Here is a 23,565-nt window from a genome sequence, read left to right on the forward strand (position 1 = left end):
AACACCTCCTATACGAACATTTTTTCCAGCAGGGCGCTCTTGAGGTTTTTTAGTTTTTCTAGTTTTTGGTGTTGAAGGTTAATAATGTGATCGAGGTTGGAAAAGTATTCACCAATTATTTGCTGTTCTTCAAAAGATGGAACTCTAATAGTTTGATTTTCAAGAGTGTTCCATTCAATATTTTTTCTACATTGGCTGGCGCCTTCTGTCGTAGCAGCCAAAAAGAAATTCTTTGTTGCATCCTTTTTTACCCATACTTGAATAAAATATGGATAACAATTATCTAAATCATAAACTTTGTACGCAGGTGAAATAATGCCACTTTCAAAGCGTAGATTAACATTTGCATTTCCCAGATGCAAATTTTGCGCAGATAGAATAAGATTGTTTTTCTTAACCTTCAGATAGCCAATGGTAGTGCTGCCACGGAAATGACCAAATAATTCTGAGTTAAGAAACATTCCATCTATAGCACATGATAATAATGTGTCTTCATATTCTGATTCCGTCTTATCGCGTCGTTCTATAAATAACTCGCAGAACTTATGCTGTTCCCAAGCTTCCTTAAATCCAGCAAAGCGAATTTCTGGAACATCGGTCCCCTCCTTCGGGAACATTTTTTCCAGCATGGCTTTTTTGATAGTTTTTAGCTTGTCATATTTTTGTTGCTGGAGGGTGATGAGGTTTTCGAGGTTACTAAGGTAGTCTGCTATAGAGGTTTGTTCGTATTTAGATTTTGGGTACTTTAGTATTGTGTTGCTAATCGCTGACTTTGAAATGGCTGACACTTTTGTGCCTTGAATCAATGGCAGTAATTGGTCATGATACGAATTCGAATTCATGTAGTATCCAAGATAACCACTTGAAAAAGGTCGAGTAGGTCGACACGGAATTGTGTGCAATCCAGAAACGATAGTTTGAGTGGTCAAACCAACTATCTCGCTGCATTTTCCAACTATTTCATCTTCAGCAGCGTCTGCAATAATTACATCACCATTATGCAAGAACGAAGACTTATACTTTCTTACACAAGAATCATCTGCAATAAATGGAAGTTTTTCGTTTCTGATATCTAAGCGTTCTCCGAATTTTGTCAGTATATCTCCATAGTGAATATTCATCGCAATTCCCGTATCAGAAATCAAATCTGCTCTGGATAATGCATTGTTTTGTAGTGTAATAAACAGATCTTTAAATTCCCGCTGCTCCCAATCATCATTAAATCCAGCAAATCGAATATCTGGCCTTTTCCTTTCTTCTCCCATATCACTCACCCTTTAACAGCTTCTGTAACTCGCTGAGACCTTTCATGTCGTACTCATTGCCTACCAACTCATCAATCTGGTCTGATAGTGCTGCTGCAGTCTCTTTGATCTCAGTTTCAATGGTAGCGTAGGTAACGGCATACTTTTCAGCCAGGCCTTTAATCTTGCCCGTCAGCTCATCCACCACTTCATGGGGAAGCTGTCCAATCTGCTCCACCACAGGAACAATCCACTTTTTCTCAAGGAGTTCCAAGGCCTGCACTTCTGAAAGGGATTCAATGGTTTCTTTTGTTTTTTGTTGAAGTGCTGCCGTCTCGGCTTTCACTTGGGCTTTCACTTCTTTTTCTTCCGTCATCAACCGACTTGCCTGAATGATTTTTGCTTCGAAAGAGTCTTCCGGGAACTCAAACACAGACTGAAGCTCCAGTACATAAGCGTTTACCGCTTTTTTAGCATATGTGTCGTCTTGGTTGGCTTCCATGTTGGACCAGTTCACCACATTGTTTTCGCTGATAAAAGTGAGTTTATCCGCTTTCTTGGTCAATTCCGCGTAGGCCTTAAGGGCTTCAATTTCAGGGGTTTCCACTTCAGTATAGATTTCTTTCAGTACTTCCCCCACTTCTTTGGCCACAAAACCATCACCGGAATCATTGATGGCACTTGACTCCTTGTCTTCTTCGTCTATGGACTCAAGGATTTCATCGTACTCAGCCGTTATTTCCACCAGGCGGCTTACTTTTTGTTCCAGGGCCCGGTACTCGTCTAAAAGTAGTGTCTGCTGCACAAGGTCAAAGGGGATCACACGGCCAACCCAGCCCTCCTGCACTTCCACTTCTTTTCCATCTTTTGTTTTGCTCACCATATTGGGGTCAACCCTATTGACTGCGCTGAAACCTTCCGTCTGGATGATTTCCAGGTCGATGGCGATTTTTGTCCACTCGTCATGAAGCACCTGGTAGGCTTTGTATTGGTCCACCAGGGGCATGGGCGTGACGCGGGAAAAAATGTAATCCGTTAATACACCTTCTTCTTTCGAAGTTTTAACTTCTGCCATGTTTGTCATGAGCTCTGTCTTTAAGTACTCATCAAAGTCTCTAAAGACACCCTCAAAATTGGAAATGTAATTCTTTACAGAATGATGGTCTATCAGGGTCTGTTCAAGGCTATCTGTGAACAGCTCGACACAAGGGCCTTCACCTTCTATAAACAAGGCTTCTCGCAGCCCAGGGAATGCTTTCCAAAATCTGTTCAGTTCATCGATTTCACTCTTGGGGATGCCACCAAACATTGAGGCATAGATATCCCATTTTTCTGCACATTCTGAGGAATCAACGTACCGGGGAATGTTCAGGTTATAGGCGTTTTCGCGGATCTTTTTCCGGCTGACTTTCTTTGAGAATTTGTCGATATCGGCTCTTGCAGCCACGGTATCGGCAACCTTTTTAATGTCTGAGGCTCGCAGCATATTGTTTTTGCCCACCTTGGCAAAGCCTTTGGAGGCGTCAATGATCAACACATCTGTATTGTCCCGTTTCTGTTTTAGCACCATGATAATGGTGGGAATGCCTGTTCCAAAAAAGATGTTGGCCGGGAGTCCGATGATGGTGTCAATGTGGTTGCATTCAATCAGATTCTTACGGATTACACCTTCTTCCCCGCCACGGAACAGAACGCCGTGGGGCAATACGATGGTCATGATGCCGTCCCGCTTCAGATGGTACAGGTCGTGGAGTAGGAAAGCATAATCTGCTTTTGATTTTGGTGCCAGACCAAAACGTGCGTAGCGGGTGTCAGCTTCTTTATTCTTAGGATCCCAGTGCTGGGAGTAGGGAGGATTTGACACCACAGCTTCCACATAAAGAGGGTCATAGGTTTCCACTGGGTTGGCTTCATCAAAGTAAGGCCAATCATCTTCCAGGGTGTCAGCGTTACGGGTAAAGATATTGTCCACCAGGATGCCCCGCATGACCAAATTCATCCGGGTGAGGTTGTAGGTGTTCTGTTTCAGTTCCTGGGCATAGTATTTGATGTTGTTTTCACCTTCGATGTGCTTGGAAACGGCACGGCCGATGTTAATCAAGAGTGAGCCTGAACCACTGGTAGGGTCATAAATACTGATCTCCGTTTTATCTTTCAGATGGTGTGCCACGATCTCAGACATCAAAAGTGACACTTCATGGGGGGTATAGAACTCTCCTGCTTTTTTACCAGCGTTGGCAGCAAACATGCTGATCAGGTATTCATAAATAAACCCCAGGACATCATAATCCTGTTTTCCATCCATGGGGATGTCTTTGATGAGGTAAATAAGGTCGCTGATGGATTTGGTTCGTGAAGCAGCGCTGTCGCCCAGTTTGCTTAAGCCGGTCTCCAGGGTATTAAAGATGCTTTCAAACACCTTTTTGTGAGAGGGGTTGATGAGGCGGTTAAAGGCTGACAAGGCGTCTGTGACATTGGAAACGTCAAAGTCCTTTCCCATCTTGATCCAAGTGGAGAACAGGTTCCTGTAGGAAATGAAATACCCGATTCGTCCACGAACATATTTCATAACCTCAACGTCTTCTTCTGTCAGGGCTTCGATGTCTTCCTGGGTAAATCCGTTTTCCTTCAAAAATTTTAGCTCTCTGTCTGAGAGGTATTTGTAAAAGATAAAGCCCAATATGTAATCTTTGTACTCGTTTGCTTCGATCTTGGAGCGCATTTTATTGGCTGACTCCCAGATGCGATTGGCCAGTTTTTGTTTGTTCATATTGACCCTCCTGAAACGAATTTTTTGCGTTACTATTTAAAATGTCGAGACTTCAATTATACAACGCACCATGGTCATCTCGTGTCCACTTTATCAAAAATATCTAAATACCATTCATTATTTTCGCCATCCATCCTCAAAATCCTTTTATTTGGCGCCAAAATCAGGTCATTTTCACGAAAACCGCCCGGAGGGCATTAATTTGTCGTTTCACCCCTTCAAAGACGCTTTGTATGGAAGAGATTCGAATCACCGCCATTATGGCCATTCTATGGCCCCGGTTTTTTCAGATCTTGTTTTTTATACCCTTCAACCTATAAATTCAGCTCCATATAGGCATCATCCAGCTCATCCTGGTTGATCCCCAGGTAACGACGGGTAATGGATTGGTTGGAATGGTTCAGGGCTTCCATGATCAGCGGCAGGGCAATCCCCTGTTTCCAGGCCCAGTACCCCCAGGTTTTTCGTAAGGAGTGGGGCGACACAGGTTCAGGCAGTCCTACTCTCTCCCCTGCCTCGGATAGTATCCGAAAAGCCGTGACCCGGTCAATGGGCTTGTTCCCGTACCGGCTGGTTTTTGATTGAAAAAGGTAGTCCTCCGGTTGCAGATGATTCGTTTTAATGTGTTCTTTGATGGCCGCCACAATACTCTCATTGAGTCTCACTTTTTTGAGCTTCCCGGTTTTCTGTTCTTTGATGAGGATGTGCTTTAAGACCGTCCGGTTACTCCACACATCTTTTACCCGGAGGGACAGGATGTCACCGATCCTAAGATTACTGTTGATGCCAAAAACAAATAACAGGTAATTCCGGGTGGACTGATTTCTCAGGTACATCTTCATCATTTCGATCATTTTTTTATCTCGAATGGGCTCGGTTCGGTTCATTTCTTCTCACCTCCAGTTATGCAACATTATATCATAATATAAGATAATATGTTGCGTAAAAAGGCCCGCAACTTTTTGGAATCTGTGTAAGCCTTGGAAATACATAAAAGCTTATGTAACTCAATAGACATTGAGTTGCACCATTGTTTTGCGGTTATCTTTCTTTTTTGGGACTAGCTTTTTCAAAAGTGATCTGGACCTCCGCCCGATTCACAAACGAACAGAAGGCCGTTAATTTGTCTCCGCCTTAACTCATCATCTGCTCAACACAATGGAATATCCGTAAAGCAACAACAGGATATCCGTAAATGGTCGACTTTAATAAAAACTGATTTCTTCAGTGAGGTAACCCTCCAGCGCATCCTATTTCTCCAGTTTCTCTTCGATAGTGCCAAAGGATAAAATCCCGATGATGTATGTGCGATCCATTGTGGCAAATGAGTATTTCAGTCTAAAAAGGCCACTGCGTCGGCGATATTAGGCCAGTCTAACGGTGAAATCAGGCCAGCATTACCGGAACACCAAGCCATCTTATTTGCCTATAATGAAAGTAGCACAATGTTTGTGCAAACCATTAAGAGAAGTAGATGTGTATGGTGAATTACAGGGAAATACTGAGGCTAAAGAGCCTGGGTTACAGCCAGCGGCAAATGGCTGCCAGTGCAATATGCGGTGAGGACTAAAGAACTGGCAGAGGCTGATTAACAGGTTTGCGTCTATTCAAAATTGGCAAGGGCTTTCACGAGCGCAAACCAAGGGTAGTGACTGCTGAATCTTAGCGACCGCGGAGTAAGTTCCATACTTAACGCGGGTTGGCGGTAAAACAGGCAACGGCCCCAAAAGGCGGGGCCTCTATGCGAGCCGGGTGCCTTGTAAAGGCAAAGCAAAGTGCACTTTGCCGGCACCCTCTCGCATTTGGCTAATTGAAAGTGCTCTTGTCTCATGGGTTTGTGTATGAAAGTGCCAAAGATCAAGTATTGTGCTGCTGTCTAGCTTTCTCTTCCGTGACACTGGCCGAATTAAGCCGATATTAATGGCCTAATCGCACCGTGAGGATGGCCTGTTTTGACCGATAACATGGCCTTATTCAACCGAAATATCCAGCAAAAGCCGTTCCTCCAAATAAGGCTCATGTACAAAAACACAGTCAGCATTAACAGCGAGAAATGTATTTTCTGATCCTGCATCCAAGGGGCGTTCACGCCACTTCTTTGGTTCATATTGCTTCTTCCTATAACCACACTTTGCATCGCTAGATCCCTCGCTCAACCTTCAATAATTGCAGCAAACCCAAAGCCGGTACTTTTTGACTTTGGGAAGGTGCCATCGTTTGCTTGGTAAAAAGGCTGAAGCAGACTGGCCATAAGGAGACGTATATTCTATACCGCTTTTCAATAAACACTAGAAAACACCAAATTTTTAATAGGTGTTTTCTGCCATTATTGATCGATGGTTTTTATTTGCCGACCCTTTCAGCCTGTCTCATCAGTATGCGTAAGCGACTACGTATAGACAGCCCCAAGTTTCTGGGGCTGTTTCGACTTTATGGAGCTATGATGTTTACTCGAAATGCTTGTTTAATTGCAGAATCTGTTCCCATTGTGTACTCAATGGTTACATATACAGTATCACCAGCACTTCCCCCGACTATCCCGTCACCTAGAGCTACTTTATTTGTATCGTCGCTGTCAATGACTTGTATTGCCATGAGGTTGTGTGCATCGAAACCGAGAGCGACTCTGAGTGTGTACTCCACTGCCCACCCGACAGGTATATCAAGGGCGTCTATTGCTGCTACCGCTTTATTCACAGCTAGTAGACTTATGACTTCTTCGTCGATTGGGGTTATTATCGGATGAGGACCCACCCCTAGAGTGTTGTACTCTAAAATGAAGTAAGCTGAATCAATATTTACAGCAGACACATTCGGGAATGTCACCAGGAAATCATCGTAAGTCATCTGTATAACCGTTGGGTTTTGTCCGGAGAAGGTGAAGTTTGGCAACGGAATTCTGTCCATTCCAATAGATATTGCTGAGTCGCCCAGATTGACGCCTTTTGCCTCTAGATCTCCGTACCCAATAGGGTTTGAATCCGCATCTAAGAGGTAAATCGCAAACCGGATCATCTCACCTACTCTTGATACCGTGAAGCCGTTGTATCCTACTGGGGGTGTGGCGATGGCAAAGAACTCAATATCCTCCAGTATTACCACTGTAGCCGGGTTATTAAACGATACTGGAGCGCCCAGGTGATTCCAACTAACGAAGGTATATCCACTACCAGGCACCGCTTCCAGCACTACTGAGCTACCCACCTCCACGGAATCTCCACTGTTTATTGGATTACCGTTCACTGAAGCTGTTACTGTAGCATTTAACCCAGAGAAAGTTACTGTAGCCATTCCTGGAGGCGGAGGAGGTGCTGCTAGTGTGTTAGGCGTGAGTGTTAGCGGTCCTGTCAGTGTGATTACTAATGGGTTATTTATATGCTGCCCTACTGGTGCCCCATGCCAACTGGAGAAGACTCTACCCGCATTCGGTGTGAATTCGAATACAAGCACTGATCCCTCTTCGTGAGAGCTGTAATTTGCTATCGGGGAGCCATCTTTTGTTGCGCTGATGGTACCATTTAATGCTGTAAAAATTACTTGGTGTGTGGTGGGGGCGATTGGCGTAAACACAGGGACAACCTCTACATTCTCTTGGATATAGTGTAGCACAAGTGGTACTTCTGTAGAGTTGCCTTCCTCGAACTCCCAATACGCAAACTCGTATCCTGTGTCTGGTACAGGGGTGAATCGCAACCAGTCATCTCGTTGTGCGATGAACGGGTTGTCTGTCTGTGGATTATTATTTTGCGTCACTGTTACTGTTCCGCCTGTCACAGATCTAATGGTGATTTCCGCTGGTTCAGGGTTTATTAATTGGTGCGTGAGCATCACAAACATGTTTGCGTTCATGTTGACAAAGATGTGATCGTCTGTTTCGCCCGACTGCACTAAGCCGTTGATAGTCCACGCGTACACTTCATATCCAGCGCTTGGCAACGACTCAATCTTAACAATGGAGTTGCCAGGAAGTTCTGTCCCTGAAGCAATTACGTCCCCTGCAGTATACCCTGGGACGTTAGCCGCAACAGCTCGAATTGCGCCGGAGTTCTCTGGGTACATATCCAGCATGTACGTCAAGGTATGTGGCCCTGCTGATTGCGGAGTTGAGAAGTTAGCGACCACATTGTAGTTTTTATCTAGCGATGGAATAGTTACTGTTAATTGATTTGTTACAATTGTGTTGTTAACAGACCACTCTATGAGCTCTGCACCTGGGCCTGGGATGGCGGTGAATACTACAGTTTCGCCAGCTGGCAATTGCATCGGTGTTGCAATGAACATGCCATCCACAGTAGCAGTTACCGTCCCGCTTCCTGTTTGGCTAAATGTGACGGTGTAAGTAGTTACGGGTTCTGCATGTGCGGTGATGGTTCTAGTGCCGGTTACCCCACCTGCTGTTGCGGTTACTGTGATTTGACCTTCACCTGTAGCAGTTAGAAGTCCTCTTGTGGTGATGGTTCCTGGGCCGGTCACTGACCAAGTTACTGCTCTATTTGTAGCATTAGCCGGTAATACACTTGAGTTCATCTGAAGGGTGCTTCCTACCTGAATTGTTGCTGTTTCGGAAGTCACTGACACTGTACTAACAGCGATGGTTCTGCCTGGGATCGCCACATCGTCTGAAATATCTGGATCTCTGGACCCGACTACTTCGTTAATGGTACCTTCTCCTCTAACACTGAGGTCTGGGCTGTCATTGCACAGAAGGTTGACTCGTGATGCGGAGCCCAAGTCTAGAATAGTCCCTCTAGATCCTGGTCTTACATTTAGGGTATCTACCACTGAGTCGTCTGCTACTTGGATCAGTAGGTTATCGGACTCTGCTGTTACTGTTCCAAAGTTGCCCTCTAGGATTATTGTTTGTGCTCTGTCGTTAGCGTTTAGGGTTATATTCAACGGCGTGCTTCCTGTGTATACTACTCTGATGGCTCCACTGGGGGTTCTTTCAACTGTCAGTCCCCTCTGGAACAGCCCTCCCTCGATGTATACACTGTTGGTTCCCCCACCTCGAACGTGGGTGTGCCCCCTAACTTCTACATCTGTCAACCATACTTCGCCATTGCCAACAGTTGAGGCAATAATTAAGTCTCCAGTAATGTGGTAATTCCTTAAGGTTGTGTTGCTGGCCTGCACTACCAGGTTTCCTCTGATGGTCGTGGTAGACCCGGCGGTACCATGCACTCCTGAGGTTCTTAGATAATATGTTTGTGCTCTCTCGGAGTAGTCATAGTCTCTGTCGTAATAATCTCTGTCGTTGCTGGTAGAAGTGCTGGTTGAGGGACGTGTTGTTTCCGGTTCTTCCTGCTCTCTTTCTAGTCTTGGAGCAGGTGTGTAATCCTCTGAAGCAGATGTTGCGTTGTACATCAGAACTTTTTGCAGTACTACGGATGCCTCAGCACGGGTCATTGGTGTTCTGGGCTTAAATGAATTGTCTGGGTATCCGGAGAAGATACCTGCAGATACTGCAGCGATTACTCCTTCTCTAGCCCATTCCCTGATTTCCATATAATCCGTAAATGCTGGTTGTCCGCCCCTTGGTAGACTGGCTGCCTTGGTCACCATTACAGCTACTTGCTCTCTTGAAATCGGATCGTCTGGACCGAACATGCTGTCTGAGTACCCTTTTACGACACCTTGCAGGTGGGCAGTAGATATCGCTGCCCTAGCCCAGTGCGATTGAGTATCTGCGAACACTTTAGATGCGTCCTGCTGGTACCCCATCACAGAGACCAAGATTGTGGTGAACTCGGCACGGGTGATTGGATTATCTGGTCGGAAAGTTCCGTCCGGATACCCATTAATTGCACCCCTAGCCATCATCTCTCTGACTACGTTTTCTGCCCAGTGTCCTTTCAGATCACTGGCCGCAAACGAGGTCAGCGGTGCTAGTAGTAACGCTAGCACCAGTAGTACTGCTACAATTTTTTTTGTCAAACCTATTCCTCCTTTTCAACTATTTGGGCCTGTATCATCAGTGCATCGCGGCCAGTCAATGCATAACAGCCGCTAGAAAGGGGCCTATTTTCAACTCTTATCCAATCCCCCTAAAATGAACCCATAGGGTGAGACACAAGCAGATAGGCCCCCTAAAATGAGACACCAAACACATGTTAGAATCTGCCTTACAGTTTGATTTCTACCGATGGCAGACACCCTTGGTTATATTGGTTATAGTATTGCTCAGGGCTTAGATAACCCAAGCTGCCATGGATACGGACTTTGTTATAGTACTTCACATACCGGTCAAGCTGCTCCACCGCTTCCTGAAATGTTTCGAAGGTCATCTGTTCAAGAAAATCATCTTCAAGGATGCTGTGATATGCCTCGATGTAAGCATTCATATTCGGGGTTTTGGGAGGGATTCTTTCATGCACGATGTCCAGCCTTTCCAATAGCATTTTCCAAGAATCCGTACTCGCGGCCTCATGAGCAATTCGGCGTTAAGCTTAAGGACTTGTCTCTTCAACGACTTCGTCTTTCATTAAAAATTCTTCTATTGCGTCTGCGGTAATATTCATTAACTTCCTCTGGTATAAAAAATCTGACATCATTTTATCTTCTTCGGGATTTGTCATGAAACCCATTTCAAGCAAAAACACCGGCACTTCTGACCAATTAAATCCAGATATATCACTACGCTTGCTGAGTGGACTGCTAAGTAAATGTATTCCTTCTCCGTCTAAATGCTCAAGCAGTATCATTGCTGCTTTTTTACTTGCACTGTACACACCAGGCGTTGGATGACTCTCATCGGGTATCAGCACATGCGCTCCCCTAATAGACTGGTTAGACGCTCCATCCGCGTGAATTCGCACAAAAAGATCTGCCCCGAAATTGTTTGCAATTTCAGCTCTCTCTTTATTGCTGATATTTACTTCATTCGTTGTTCGCGTCATCAATACTTTGATACCTTTTTCTTCTAACAACTCTTTCAGTAGGATACTTGCCTGTAGGTTGAGTTCATATTCCATTGTCTGGGTGTGTACACCTTTTGTTCCTTGACTCACTTTAATCTTCATTTCTGATGTGTTTGGTCCAATCCTTTCATGCTCATAATTTGCAATAGCTTGATGTCCCGGATCAATGCAAACGATGTATGATGCTTCTGAATTTGTATCGTTTGTGATCGTGTTGTCAGGTTCATCCTCCGGTGCGCGAGGAGCAGTCCCGGTAAGCATTGTATTGTTAATGATCTTGATATCGGTGGCATTTTCAGTCGAGCATGTATTGTCTGCAGTTGTCTGCGAACTTTGCTGTGAAGTTACCTGTGAAGTTACCTGTTCTTTTCGAATATCAACAACTGACACTCCCAACGCAATCGCTACCAGAATAACGATTAAAGATAATAACCTATTTTTCATTTACTCCGACCTACTTTTTTCGTATTCTAGGATGAACTCAGCGTTCTTTTTCTCAATGTCCGATAAGAGATCTTCTCTGTAACTATCATTTATGGAATACCATTCTTTTTGTTTGAAGTATTGTTGCAAATCCTCGGATTTAAAAGCGTACCCGTGTCTTGCAAAAATTTCATTTCGAGCCAATCTTAATTCTTCCATTGTTAATGACTCTATATCAGCTGTACCAAGCAGCTTCTGATGACTGTTGGGCAAGATATATTGCGACTGAATTTCGGGTCCAGCCTGATTGTTGATGGCATCAAAGTTCGCCATTCCACCATATATTTTTTGATAGAGTTTATCGACAAATACTGCAGCTTCAGCACGTGTGACCACTTCTCTTGGCTTAAAACTGGTTTTTCCATCAATTTCGATAATCCCCTGTTGAAATACTAAGGGTATCTGTCTGATGGCATACTCAGAAAAATCTTTTATATCATCAAACGGTAGGTAATATTGGCTGTTTTCAGGGTATAAATATTTTCTTTTCTCGTGCAATGCTCTAGCCCCAATACTTATCAGCTGTTCTCGAATGATTGGTTCGTCTCCTCTAAATGTTCCATCATCATATCCGCTAACAATATCCGCCTCCTCGGCTGATGCAATATGGGCATACTCGAACAAGTTCTTGGGTACGTCCGTAAAGGATGCCTCTGCGTTGCGATCAAGCACAAAGAATACATTAATCATTGCGACTGCAAATTCTGCCCTGGTCAGTGGTTTGTCTGGTTCAAAGAGCATGTCCGTTCTTCCTTGGATAATTCCAGTGGTAGCCATCCTTTCAATCGCTTCTCGATCCTCGTCATCCAAATCTTCAAGATCCTTGAAATTCATCCTATTTTCTTGAATTTTGTATTCTCCCGAGTCTCTAATTTCTGTCTGTATGCTTTGCTCTTCCAAATTGTATAGCCCGCCTATATTCCTATAGTCATTCTCTATTTTGAAAAAGAGGCTTACGTTTTCCTTGTGAATATCCACGGGTATATTTATCCTAAGACTTTTCACCAAAGATTGAATCCGACTTCTGCTTTGATCCATAAATTCCACACGAATCTTTCCACTTTCAACATCCTCAGGTTTTACAGTAATTCTTAATGACTGTTTATCTGACAGATTTTCCTGAACAAAATCATCGTCTATGAAGAAAGTGTATCTGCCCACCAATAATTGGATCCCGTAATGTTCATTCACCAAGTCGGCAATCGATTGATCCAGTTGAATTTCAAAATCATATTGGTGATTCACCCAAGCCACACGATGCTTGCTCCAAAATTGAGGCGTTCTGATCAATTGTACGTTGGGATCTGACAATACTTCCTTCACAAGGCTTCTGAATATTTCCATCGCATTGTTGTCGGCTTTGCTAAGTACTTCGATGTTCACCGACACTTGATTCACAAGCGCTACATTCTGCACGAACGGAATACGCCCATAAAAGCAACTCTGATATAGGCGCTCCATATCCTGAATCAGCCATTGCATCAAGGTGGCATCTTTTTTTTGTTCTGTTGTTAAGTTCAGATAGACATTTTCCAGTGCTTCCATCACTACTTCGAAATCTATTTTTCTTCCCTGCTGTTGCAAGTCTTTTATAATGCCATCTTCCATGTACAGGCCAAAATTAGATAGATGGTGATTTATTGAAACTTCGCTAGGCCTTGTAGGCAGATTTAAGTTCCTATTGGTAAGACCCCACGACTGACTCAAAAGATACTCATAAGCTAGATTCCCTTCTCTCCATTCAATCGATGACATGTTTGTGTGCTCATCATATGATGTGCTTGTGGTAGACTGATACACATCCTTAAAGAATCTATCTCCCTTAAATTCGTAAGTTGCAACTCTTGTTCCAAACGTGCGGCTATTGCCTCCCTGAAAGTGAACATAATAATAGATCATCAAATTTCCATTGTGTTCAGTCAGGTATAACCGGTCAGGCATCATCAAGTCTCTAAACTCGCTCTCCATTTGACTATATAGATTTGAAGATTCAACGGGATAAAGCAACAGTCTATCCTTTAGAAACCCGTAGACCATAAGTCCAATATCATCATATACCTCGCTATACCCATCAACTGGGTTAGCTGATGGAAGAACTATTAATTCCGTATCCCCATTGCCATTTAGATCCATAAAAACAAAGTGTTCAGCTTCATCAATCTCCAAAATCATTTTCTCTTGGCTATCGATAGCATAGATAGAAAACTTCGCATCATATCTCCCTTGATGCTCGATTACAAAAACCGTAATTCCATTGATATGATAGATATTCACGGGTTTATGGTACCCATTAAACCATAGTTCATCTTGAAGATAATTCTGCCGCTTATAATTTTTAACTTCTCTTTCTAAATAGAGTGAATACATGTCCATGAATCCAAAGCTATAAGGGTACCTTCCATACTGAGATTCAGGCTCATATCTATCGAGAATATATCGATTAAAAGATCTTGTATCCCATACAGGTGCTGCAACTCGCAACCCTTCGCGAAAACCGTTCATCATTCCTTCCTCAGATGGTAATATAATCGGGCGTATCGCAAGAAGGTCACCGTTTGCGTTTTTAAAAGAATAAAGAAATCGCTTGTTTTCGTTAATCGCTTCAGCTGTTACAGGATCATAAACCCACTTGTTTTCAAAGAACTCACTTCTTCGCTTTAAGTATTCATTGCTTGGTTCCACCTGTTCACCCGTGTCAATGTCAATGTAGGTATCCAGTTCATCGTTAGCCACTCCTATGCCTTCAAAAATTTCTGCTACTTCCCATATTTCCATGCCATCCAACAGCGGGTAATCTGCCAGCGCGGCCACTTTATTCCCCATCGTATCAATCAGCCACTTTGCCCCGTCTTTTTCAACAAGAGTTACACCGTCTTGAAATTCCAATATAAACTGTGAAGCAGGCTCAAAGATCGGCGAAATAACAAAGTCGCCTTTTCGATTAATAAAGCCCCATCCGTCGCTGGCTTTATCGTAGGTAAAAGAGAGTCCTTCAGAAAAACCAACGGACCAACCAAACTGTGGTGGTATTGCGTAGACCCCCTTGTATAAGTAACCTTCCTCTATTTCTGAGGAACCATCATTTTTTTTAATGGAATAATGTCCCTGAATCGGGTCTCCCTTTTCCCATATGCCTTGATAAAATGAAGACTCTCCATCAAGATAGAATGTCCCTTGGCCATGCATTTTGTCTGACTCCCATTCTCCTTCATAGATCTTAACTCCATCCACATCATAATAAGATCCAGTTCCATTTCTCATGCCGTTTTTCAGCATTCCACGATACTCTTGCCCTGTAAAGTACCTTATCGTTGCTTCACCTGATAATGTATGATGATCGAACTCGTCATCCAGTTGAATGAGCATGCCATTTAAAGTCACTCGTGGCATATGGTTTTCAGTGGCATTGTCAAATGCCTTGCTATCATTATATTTTTTTTGATTTGAACAGCCTGAAATCAAAATAGCTACGATCAACAGTACCACAATTTTATATGACGGTTGTTTCATATCGATCTCCCCCGTTTTATGTAGATTTCAATTATTTTACCCGAGCAAAATGATGATTGGAATGGCAACCCTTTTTTGAACAAAAAAGATAAGGAGCATGTCCAATAGTAAAAACCCAAGTCAAGTTCAGTAATTCACTCCCACCCACCCAGAAAGTGAATTGTAACCGTCTGACGTCATGGTGTAATTGAAAGATGAGCCCTTGAAACCAGTACTCAGGCATTTAAATGGGCCAACCTGTTCCCAGTTCGGCCAGCTGGGTAGAAACTGTCCGGGAACACAAAAAACCGGTGATCATGGGTTGATACCGGTTCATTAGCATGTCAAATGAAGGGGGTGTCCCCTCTATGTGGATGTTACGCGGACTGGTCATTTGGTCGATCCTGCTCATACGATCGGCTCCCTGTGGTGTGAACAAGGTGGCTGTTAACTATCATCCATTGTACCTAAATGATCATTATCCTGCAATAGGGGATCCCTTGGTTTTCACAGATTTTTCAAGGCTTTACACCGGTAATAATGTATCTGCAGTTATATTTCACGATCTGCCTGATCGCAGGGTCTTTTGGGGTTGAAGAAAATATTTTTGGTGTCAACATAAACGCCCATCGTTTTTATTGCCAGCACGATGGGCCAATCAATGTTTTTGTTTCCTATAACCCCTTCACAAGCAGCTCCCAAATCCGCTCCGGGTCTTTCATCTCTTTCTCCTGGGTCATATTTAGCACCAATCCGGTGATGAGCCGGTCAAAGGCGTCCAGTACCTGGTCCAGTGGAGCATGAAATCGGTGAACCTTAGTACTTTTTTCCAGGAACACGCTTACTTCTTCCTCCATGGGGGAAAGCCAGCTGGTGATGGACAGTGCTTCTTCGCTGTCTTCCACTTCCGAGAAATACCGGTCTTTTAAGAGCAGCACCATCTGGTCCGGCTGTGCCTTCTGCAGGGCCATAATGGCCATATAAAGGTGCTTCAGCTTCCCTTTCATGGTGTTGTCCTGACAGGTGGCCATGGCTTCTTGATCACCCATCCTATTCAATATGAACTTTGGGATAGGAAAGCCCATCAGCAGTTGGTTATTTTGAATCGTTTTAAAGATGATACCCAATATCGCAGGGGGTTTTTTATTATCCATGAACTCGTCAAATAACGGCAATACCTCCCAGTGGTTTCTGTGACTAACCGCAATCAGGAGCTCCTTTCATACCGTCGCCAGAGGGCGCTGGATACCCCGACAGATATCACCACCCATCTCTGGCAGCATGCCTGCCGGCTGTTTGATGAAGTCTGGAAAGGAGATCCTATACGTCACCTGGGGGTGCATGTGTCGGAACTGTGCAGTAATGATTTCTGTCAGCTCACTATTTTTGACAGGGACGTTGATCGGCTCTGCCGCATTGACCGGACCATTGATCACTTGCGGGATCGATTTGGCACGGATGCTGTTTTCAGGGGATGTTTTGCCCATTCCCCCATTCGGCCCATGATGGGCGGGGTTCTCCAGGACCAGGAGGAGGCATATCCCATGATGTCCAGTTATCTGTAGCACTACGCAGTGCTGTCCACTCCTTTACTTGAATTTTTCTGGATGTTCTGAAGCAGCACGTGTCATACCCAACGGTTGAAACCCGGCTGCTTATCAACGATGACTCTATCAAAATTGAAAGACGATTTTTCCCAGCATATTTCTTATTTTTAGGAAAAAGCGTTCTTCAATTTATTTTTTTGAGCTTGACTTAGCTTCCTATCACTTCTTTTGTCATCCTCATGAATGTTTTCTGTGGTTTGTTGCATCTTCTGGGGTTTCTTTCAGGCTGGTAGCGACGTCTTCCGCCAGTGTGTGGTGCCGGGCTTTCCTGGAACTGAAACGGTAGTAGAAAGAAGCGTGATTCCTCTTGCTTCACAGATATCCCTGATGGTAATGTTGGTGTCGTCTTTTTGACAAACTGTGTCCAATAAAGATTTCAGGTCTGATCACTTTTCTTCTTCACATGTTTGTAGACACTTACCAGACAAGTGATGATAATGGCTACCATTGAAATACCATAAAATAATATATTGACCATATGATTCAGTTCATTCATGCTACTAACCATCGCCGATCCTACAATACTTATCAATACCACCAACAGTACCACTCTTTCTTTCATATGCTGCTCTACCCCTCCAGTCCCATCCTCATTGTTGCAATCTCTTTTGCCATGAGGGTACATTTCTCGCCGTCATTCAATGACAAGGTGTTCTTTTTTTCAAATTGAGGCATAGGCGCGGCCCCTTCTCCCTTTATTTCTCCCTTCCCTTCTCCAGTTCCAGGAGCAGTTCTTTCACCTTTGCGTTATACCCTTCCTGGATCTCCTGGAGCTGCCCTTGATGATCCTGCTGCATTTTCAGCAGCTTTTGGTCACAGGCCAGGGTCAGTTTCTCTTCCAGGGTGGCAAGGGCCTCCCCGTGGGCGGTCTCTTTAGCTTTCAGTTCTTTTTTGGTGGCCGCCAGCTGTGCTGCCAGTTCTTCTTTTTCTCTGGTCTCTTTTTCCAACGCTTTCTGTGCTTCTTGCGCTTCTTTTTCAAAGGCTTTGGCCTGCTCAATGTCGGTTTTTTGATCACTGACAATGCCGGCCAGGTTCTCTGCTTTTTCTTTTAACTCCATCAGGAGGGTTTCTTTTCCCTTCAGGTTATCTGCCATGATACTAAGGGAGCGCTGGTATTCCTTTTCTTTGTTATCTCGTTCTTTTTCCAGGTTTTGCTTCTGGACCAGGAGGGCAGCCTTTTCTTCTTTCATCAGGGCAAGGCTTTCTTTTTGACCCTGGAAGTCTTCCTGGAGTTCTAAAAGCTCTGCCTTTACTTTTTCCATGGCTTCTTCATGGGTGGCTTTTTGAAGCTGGGTGGTTTCGTAGGTCCTTTCCACGATGTTGGCATAAATATGGTTAATCCGGTTGGTGTACCGTCTCAGTTCATCGATGTCTGACTGGAGGGCCACAGGTACGTTTTCCTTGGCTAGATGGAGCTGGTAAAGGCTCAGGAGATCGCTGACAAATTCTTTGCCGGTTAAACCGCTTTCCTGCATCACCTGGGTCATTTTTTCTTTTAATTCTTCGGGGACACGAACGCTGTAGGTAGTATCTGGCATGGGGAGGGCTCCTCTCTTTTGTAAACATAGTTTATAGGTATTTACAACATGTATACGTAGTTTACTTTTCTTTATGTTTTTTACCCTGTTTTTGTCGTTTTATGCTTTACCTTGGGGTGACAAACTTTTGGGTATGGTACATGCCTTCGCCACTGTTTATCACGAAGGCACTGCCCACCCCCAGGTGAGTGGTATCCCCCAGCATGTTTTGCCGGTGGCCCAGTGAATTGATCCAGCCGTTGTTGGCAAAAATAGCGTTGGGCCCCTGAGCGATATTTTCACCGTACATTTGCCAAGTAACTCCTTCCCGGGTCAACCGGTCCCCCGGGTCTGTGCCTTGTCGACTGGTATGGGAAAAATAGCGGTTGGCTGCCATGTCCTGGCTGTGTTTTCTGGCAGCGGAGGCTGCCCCTTCATGCCAGGTGTAGGGAGGCAGTCCATGGTTGGCACGAAATGCGTTGTTCAGGTGAAAGATCTGTTTTTCGTGGCCGTCTCTCACAGGATCTGACAGGGTTCCATGGAAACCTGGGAGGCTTTTTTCCACTGCCTCTGTGATTTTCATCACTCCATGGATTTGGTGGCTGTCGTGCTGGTCATAAAATAAGATCAGGTATTCACCGGCCTGTAAAAACCGGTCTGCTTCTTCTGGAGAGGGGAAGAAGTACCTGGTGTTCCCTTTTTGAATATAAGTCTCTGGGGTGCCGTACCGCTGTCTTGCCTGGGTTTTCGTCATGCCCATTAAGGCTTCTTCCCACAGGTACTCTGCAGAATTGGTATAAAAGGCGATGACTTGGTGGTTGAGAACACCCAGCTGCAGGTAGTGGTGATAATCCCCGGTATAAAGATACCAATGGAATCCATATTCACTTTTCACCATTTCTGTGGGTAGGCCCATGAATCTTTCCACTTCTTCAAGGGACATTCCCAGGGTGATGGGTTGTGGCACCATTTGCTCTGTTGCTTGAGGCTCTTCTTCCACCGGCTCTTCCTGGGTGGGCTGCAGAAAGGGTTCTTCTTTGTAAATGGATTCTTCTGGCTGTTCTGCTGGTGTTTCTGTTATAAAAGGGGAGCTGTCTTGTGAAATCTGGAAGTAGAGAAACAGGCCGCCTGTCAGGGTGACCATTATCCCCAGGGCAATGCCTGCCATGATGCCAATCAGGGTCTCTTTTTTCATAGAAGGGATCCCTCCTTGTCTTTATGTGTTATAGGCGTTTGCTGATGAGTTTTTCTCCCCCCCGCGTTCCCAGCATGGTCATTAATTGTTTTTCGTTGATCACCTGAATGAAAAGCCCTTTTTCTCGATAGGACAGGGCTTTCTTTTCTTTGGCGCTTTTTTTGCCATTACAATTACCAGCCCTCTGACCAATCCCCACCACCAGGTAGTCTGTTTCTTTGGTCACCGATGACTGAGGGATGCCCCCTTTGCTCCGGATGTGTTCATAGGCTTTTTCCCGGGTCATAGCCATCAGGGTGCCGGTAATGCAGATGTTTTTGCCCTTAATTGATGGTTGTAGACGGGTTTCTTCCATGAGCTGGAAAATATCCATCTGTTTCATGGCGGCCACCTCCTATGGCGACGGTTTGGCGGGGCGGGGGGGATAGTCTGAAGTGTCAATGCTATAATTATTTGTATACATTGATTTGCAATATGTTTACATTGTTTATTTTATTATATTACGACAGAAGACACCTAGCAAGGCTTTTAAGGATAAAGCGCATAAAAAAGCACCCAGTTTGGCCGCTGGATGCTCCTGGGTGGTTACGGGTATGGTTTGTTCTCGGGTTAATCCATGGTATTCGCACTCTTCTTCTTTTTTCAATGGTATGAATGGAAAGTTTGGAGATATTGGAGAGTTGTGGGGAGTTGAGGTGATCCAGCGCCAACATCCCATCACCTTTTTCACCTCCAGTACTAAAGATGATGGACCGGATCTGGTTTTCTTATTTATCATAATCTACTTTTCTGAATATCATCTGTTTTGGTAAGAGTAGTAATCCCAGTCTTCCGAGAGGGCTTTTTTAAGATATGCGAATTTATTCTTCACACTCTTTTCTTTCATTTTTTCCACATAGTATTTGGTGTAACCAAAAGGGTCTTTGTTAAACTTATTGATGGCCAGCGTATACAACGCAGTCACTTGCTTTGCATTAAACTTATATTCCCCAATGCCGCACTTTTCTTTGATGTCTCCAATATCGTAGCTCCCTTTTTTTACCATTTCTTCCAGGAAGGCTTTCTCTGGATCAGACTCGACTGTTTCATATAAAAAAACGATTTTTTCGATATTTCTGCCTCTCTTTACTTTTTCATAATGAACCCTCACATCGGTATGCTTGTTTATTTCATTTATGGCCGTCTTAATGACTCTCTTCTCAAAATCATAAAATCTGTCATATTCATCATCTTCAATGCCTAAAATTTCCCGCAGCTGATTCACTTCCATTGCTAAATTGTTTTTTTTAGGCCACTGTTTTAACAATTCGTAGAGCTTAATGGCATATCCACTTTTCATCTTCAACACGTTTTGAAGCTGAAATTGAGTAAATGCTTTTAATTGTATAAGGTAAGGCTTTAATTTTTTTTCCATGGTCACAGTGATCGTTCCTGATCCTTCAACGTGTTCTGCAGATGATAAATACCTGGCTTCAAAAAATCTCTTTTTGCCACCTTCAATTTCTTCTTCTATTACAATTTTTCTATCCATCAGGTCACTTGTTGTCTCCTTAACAACCTTGTAGAAGTTTTTATCTGTGGTCCCAGTCAACTTTTGTATATCTTTTACATCAATCTGATAGCTGTCCTTAAATTCAGTGTCATCTTTGTCGATAAGGGAAATAACACTTAGTGCAATCTTTTGCTCAAGAGCACCCATTTTACCTTTTGCCCTCACTAAAGCATGACCTTTGGCTACCATATTGCTTCCATCAAGTTGGTTGTTTTTTGACTTGGTCATTTTCACCCATCCTCACATAAAAAAGACCCTGTTTTCGTCGTCTTATTTCCTTGTTTTTGTCGTCTCTTTACCCTGTTTTTGTCGTCTCTTTACCCTGTTTTCGTCGTCTTATTTCCTTGTTTTTGTCGTCTCTTTACCCTGTTTTTGTCGTTATTTAACTTCTGTATCCTTTTGTTTTAAAGGGTCTCAGACTCTTTAAATGGTTTAAATGTAGTTAAATCTGTTAAATGAAGTTAAATAGAGAGAAACTGTTCTTAATTATGTTAACTTCCAAGCTGCATTTCCATAAGACGACAAAAATAAGGGATTTTGGTTACTTTTTCAATTGGTTTCAGTTTGACAAAGTTTCTTTAGCTGATTCAATCAATTTCTCAATTTTTAAAGACAATTTGTTTTTTTCAAGCATAGAAAGATTTTCAAAAAGTTCTGCAACGTCACTGGAGATTTCTATAGATATTTTTTTATACTCTTGAGTTGATTCTTGAGAAAGGATATCTTCCAACTGTTTTTGAGTTAAAGATCCTTTGAAACGTCGCGTGTATTTTGAAGTCATTTTATCTACATAATGATCGAAGAGCCATTGTTGAATGGATTCATCAAAAAGAGCAATCTTCGCTCCAGCGCTATAGCTTATCGAGTTTTGGTACAACTTATCTTTAAATGGCTCAATGAGTTTGTTTAATCGCTCCAGCTCTGTTATTTGGCGCCCAGAAATCTTATATTCTTCGGCGATCTTATCCCGGATCTTGCCATCTCCGTATTTATTGTAAGCACTTTTATAGTGGCTTTTACTACGAAGAACAGCATACTTAGTGGCGATGGACCGAGATTTTTCTAAAGGAGAAAGTACTCGCTGCACCCAGTTGGTATCAATAATGATTTCTTTTGCTTCATCTTCAGTGATGGCATTTTCACCTTTAATGAAAGCGGGGATTTTTTTAAAAGTTTCATCTTGAGTGGACTTTAAAATATATTCATAAGCTTTAACCCGATTATGTCCAGATAGGATCATGTATGTTGAGTCTTCCCTCTCCCAAACCACAATAGGGTGGAGAAGGCCTTTGCTTAGAATACTTTCTATCAGCTCGAACATTTTACTGTCAGTCAATGGTGTGAAAAAGTTCCATTCACTCGGTGCAGGGATGAGAGAAGTAACATCTATGAACCGGATATCAGTATCTCCTTGTATGTGGGACATGTTAATATCACGAGTGAAAAGACTTTTATTACTATCCTCTGCAGAAGACTTCATTAGGTTTTTCATTCTATCTGTATTCTTTAACTTACTTGACAATGCGAGACACCTCCTTAGCTAAATTTTGATATTGCTTATTCGCTCGGCTGTTTTCGCTAAATACATTTAAAGGAATTTGTTCCCACTGAGATTTTTTGACATTAGTATCAATGGGAATGTAGGTGTCAAATATTTTATTTCCAAAAACATCGATTAGCACATTTTCAGCCTCGGTAGTAATAAGCTCTCGTTTATCAACCTTTGTACGTAAAACACCAGCAATTGCAAGGTTTTGGTTTATATCTTGTGCTTGACGAATAAATTTTGTTAGAATTTCAAGACCCAAAATACCAAAAGCTGACATTTCAACAGGTACGATAATATAGTCACTGGCATTTAAAATATTGAAGTTGAGGATTCCTAAAGTGGGATTAGTATCAATGATAATATAGTCGTAAGTTCCCATATCAATGACTGGCTGCAAAATTCTTTTAAAGATGGTTTCTCTAAGGGTTTTTGTAAACAAGATCATCTCAATAGTTGCCATGTTGAAATCAGAAATAATGATGTCAATATTTTGAAATTCTGTGTTGACAATATATTCAGTGAGAGGGGATTCTTGAATGATTGCCTCATATAGGTTCAACCTGTCATTCCGCTCCACGTTATAGCTGTAGCTCAGGTTCATTTGCATATCCCCATCAATTAAAAGAACCCTATTTTCATTTATCTCAGAAAGGCAATAACCCAGGCTTGCTACCACACTGGTTTTTCCGCTGCCTCCTTTGTTATTGGCGACGGTGATAACCTTTGTTTCCCGAAAATCTTCTAAATACACCTCGGAAATAGGTATTTTTAAGGCCTCACATAGTTTGCTAATGTTTTCATAGGTGGTATCACTCCGCCCTGTTTCGAGGGCTTTAATGATCGAAATGTTTACTCCAGACATTGAAGAAAGATCTTGCTGAGTAAAATCAACGTCAAGCCTTCTTTTGCGCAGCACTTCATTTAATACCCGACTTTTCATTGGTACCCCCCTTTTTAAAAACATAAAAGTCAGAAAACTATTCAACAAAAGCATAACACTAACAACTTATAGATTCAACACTAATTTAAAAAAAGTTATAACCGAATTAAAAACAGGTAAAAGGTGGGAAGCATGCTTCCCACCTTTTTTGAATTATATAGAATTGATAAGTGCTTAGATGTTATTTAGAAAGCAACCAAACCCTGTTATTCAAAAAATGAATATCTGCGATGAAGTTTCATCAATGGATAGGACGCTTAATTAACGGCGAAAAAGCGATTGCGTCGATTTTAAGAAATTGA

At 43.0% G+C, this 23,565-nt stretch carries 17 protein-coding genes and 1 other RNA gene; 1 reads left to right on the forward strand and 17 read right to left on the reverse strand.

All coding sequences use genetic code 11. The features are described 5' to 3' along the window. Positions 1–8: 8 nt before the first annotated feature. The 10 genes from AAIG11_RS14785 to AAIG11_RS14830 all read right to left on the reverse strand — a co-directional run bounded on the left by AAIG11_RS14785 (position 9) and on the right by AAIG11_RS14830 (position 16,057). A complete protein-coding gene (locus AAIG11_RS14785; protein ID WP_343187004.1) occupies positions 9–1,265 on the reverse strand; it encodes a restriction endonuclease subunit S in 1,257 nt (418 codons plus the stop codon). A gap of 1 nt (position 1,266) precedes the next feature. Then, positions 1,267–4,014: a type I restriction-modification system subunit M gene (locus AAIG11_RS14790; protein ID WP_343187005.1), complete on the reverse strand. Its 2,748-nt coding sequence runs from the start codon at positions 4,012–4,014 to the stop codon at positions 1,267–1,269. Positions 4,015–4,328: 314 nt separating this feature from the next. Beyond that, the gene (locus AAIG11_RS14795) at positions 4,329–4,901 is read right to left on the reverse strand and encodes a site-specific integrase (RefSeq protein WP_343187006.1); all 573 of its coding nucleotides are present in this window, start codon (positions 4,899–4,901) and stop codon (positions 4,329–4,331) included. A 1,471-nt stretch (positions 4,902–6,372) separates the two neighbouring features. After that, positions 6,373–6,444, reverse strand: an RNA gene (locus AAIG11_RS14800) — hammerhead ribozyme type II. After that, positions 6,445–9,948, reverse strand: coding sequence for an S-layer homology domain-containing protein (locus tag AAIG11_RS14805; RefSeq protein WP_343187007.1), 3,504 nt, complete (start codon positions 9,946–9,948; stop codon positions 6,445–6,447). Positions 9,949–10,136: 188 nt separating this feature from the next. Further along, complete coding sequence (locus tag AAIG11_RS14810) at positions 10,137–10,412, reverse strand: integrase core domain-containing protein (protein WP_343187008.1); 276 nt, start codon at positions 10,410–10,412, stop codon at positions 10,137–10,139. A gap of 48 nt (positions 10,413–10,460) precedes the next feature. Next, on the reverse strand, positions 10,461–11,375 hold the full coding sequence (locus tag AAIG11_RS14815; protein WP_343187009.1) for an N-acetylmuramoyl-L-alanine amidase family protein: 915 nt from the start codon (positions 11,373–11,375) through the stop codon (positions 10,461–10,463). Beyond that, on the reverse strand, positions 11,376–14,924 hold the full coding sequence (locus AAIG11_RS14820; protein ID WP_343187010.1) for an S-layer homology domain-containing protein: 3,549 nt from the start codon (positions 14,922–14,924) through the stop codon (positions 11,376–11,378). Positions 14,925–15,147: 223 nt separating this feature from the next. Continuing rightward, positions 15,148–15,315, reverse strand: coding sequence for a hypothetical protein (locus AAIG11_RS14825; RefSeq protein WP_343187011.1), 168 nt, complete (start codon positions 15,313–15,315; stop codon positions 15,148–15,150). A gap of 262 nt (positions 15,316–15,577) precedes the next feature. Next, positions 15,578–16,057, reverse strand: coding sequence for a hypothetical protein (locus tag AAIG11_RS14830; RefSeq protein ID WP_343187012.1), 480 nt, complete (start codon positions 16,055–16,057; stop codon positions 15,578–15,580). 30 nt (positions 16,058–16,087) lie between these two features. On the opposite strand from AAIG11_RS14830, the gene AAIG11_RS14835 reads away from it, so the two are divergent. Then, positions 16,088–16,468, forward strand: a complete 381-nt coding sequence (locus AAIG11_RS14835; protein ID WP_343187013.1) for a DinB/UmuC family translesion DNA polymerase — start codon at positions 16,088–16,090, stop codon at positions 16,466–16,468. Positions 16,469–17,205: 737 nt separating this feature from the next. On the opposite strand, the gene AAIG11_RS14840 is transcribed toward AAIG11_RS14835, so the two are convergent. The 7 genes from AAIG11_RS14840 to AAIG11_RS14870 form a co-directional block, all read right to left on the reverse strand. Then, complete coding sequence (locus AAIG11_RS14840; RefSeq protein ID WP_343187014.1) at positions 17,206–18,048, reverse strand: coiled-coil domain-containing protein; 843 nt, start codon at positions 18,046–18,048, stop codon at positions 17,206–17,208. Between the two features lie 106 nt (positions 18,049–18,154). Then, complete coding sequence (locus AAIG11_RS14845; RefSeq protein WP_343187015.1) at positions 18,155–19,222, reverse strand: CAP domain-containing protein; 1,068 nt, start codon at positions 19,220–19,222, stop codon at positions 18,155–18,157. Positions 19,223–19,250: 28 nt separating this feature from the next. Further along, positions 19,251–19,604 carry a BRCT domain-containing protein gene (locus AAIG11_RS14850; protein WP_343187016.1) on the reverse strand — a complete coding sequence of 118 codons (354 nt, stop codon included), beginning with the start codon at positions 19,602–19,604 and terminating at the stop codon, positions 19,251–19,253. 105 nt (positions 19,605–19,709) lie between these two features. Further along, positions 19,710–20,000: a hypothetical protein gene (locus AAIG11_RS14855; protein ID WP_343187017.1), complete on the reverse strand. Its 291-nt coding sequence runs from the start codon at positions 19,998–20,000 to the stop codon at positions 19,710–19,712. A gap of 18 nt (positions 20,001–20,018) precedes the next feature. Beyond that, entirely contained in the window at positions 20,019–21,002 is a 984-nt protein-coding gene (locus AAIG11_RS14860) for a replication initiation protein (protein WP_343187018.1), read from the reverse strand. Positions 21,003–21,333: 331 nt separating this feature from the next. Further along, entirely contained in the window at positions 21,334–22,296 is a 963-nt protein-coding gene (locus AAIG11_RS14865; protein ID WP_343187019.1) for a ParB/RepB/Spo0J family partition protein, read from the reverse strand. Beyond that, the gene (locus tag AAIG11_RS14870) at positions 22,286–23,263 is read right to left on the reverse strand and encodes an AAA family ATPase (RefSeq protein WP_343187020.1); all 978 of its coding nucleotides are present in this window, start codon (positions 23,261–23,263) and stop codon (positions 22,286–22,288) included. Before AAIG11_RS14870 ends, AAIG11_RS14865 begins: the two co-directional genes overlap by 11 nt. Positions 23,264–23,565: the final 302 nt, after the last annotated feature.

Source organism: Anoxynatronum sibiricum (assembly GCF_039414295.1).
GTDB lineage: Bacteria > Bacillota > Clostridia > Peptostreptococcales > Tindalliaceae > Anoxynatronum > Anoxynatronum sibiricum.

Bases quoted from the DNA above. Each gene is read 5' to 3' on its own strand.
- AAIG11_RS14785 (WP_343187004.1), bottom strand. From the start codon at position 1,265: ATGGGAGAAGAAAGGAAAAGGCCAGATATTCGATTTGCTGGATTTAAT.
- AAIG11_RS14790 (WP_343187005.1), bottom strand. From the start codon at position 4,014: ATGAACAAACAAAAACTGGCCAATCGCATCTGGGAGTCAGCCAATAAA.
- AAIG11_RS14795 (WP_343187006.1), bottom strand. From the start codon at position 4,901: ATGAACCGAACCGAGCCCATTCGAGATAAAAAAATGATCGAAATGATG.
- AAIG11_RS14810 (WP_343187008.1), bottom strand. From the start codon at position 10,412: ATGCTATTGGAAAGGCTGGACATCGTGCATGAAAGAATCCCTCCCAAA.
- AAIG11_RS14815 (WP_343187009.1), bottom strand. From the start codon at position 11,375: ATGAAAAATAGGTTATTATCTTTAATCGTTATTCTGGTAGCGATTGCG.
- AAIG11_RS14820 (WP_343187010.1), bottom strand. From the start codon at position 14,924: ATGAAACAACCGTCATATAAAATTGTGGTACTGTTGATCGTAGCTATT.
- AAIG11_RS14825 (WP_343187011.1), bottom strand. From the start codon at position 15,315: ATGAGCAGGATCGACCAAATGACCAGTCCGCGTAACATCCACATAGAG.
- AAIG11_RS14830 (WP_343187012.1), bottom strand. From the start codon at position 16,057: ATGGATAATAAAAAACCCCCTGCGATATTGGGTATCATCTTTAAAACG.
- AAIG11_RS14840 (WP_343187014.1), bottom strand. From the start codon at position 18,048: ATGCCAGATACTACCTACAGCGTTCGTGTCCCCGAAGAATTAAAAGAA.
- AAIG11_RS14845 (WP_343187015.1), bottom strand. From the start codon at position 19,222: ATGAAAAAAGAGACCCTGATTGGCATCATGGCAGGCATTGCCCTGGGG.
- AAIG11_RS14850 (WP_343187016.1), bottom strand. From the start codon at position 19,604: ATGAAACAGATGGATATTTTCCAGCTCATGGAAGAAACCCGTCTACAA.
- AAIG11_RS14855 (WP_343187017.1), bottom strand. From the start codon at position 20,000: ATGATAAATAAGAAAACCAGATCCGGTCCATCATCTTTAGTACTGGAG.
- AAIG11_RS14860 (WP_343187018.1), bottom strand. From the start codon at position 21,002: ATGACCAAGTCAAAAAACAACCAACTTGATGGAAGCAATATGGTAGCC.
- AAIG11_RS14870 (WP_343187020.1), bottom strand. From the start codon at position 23,263: ATGAAAAGTCGGGTATTAAATGAAGTGCTGCGCAAAAGAAGGCTTGAC.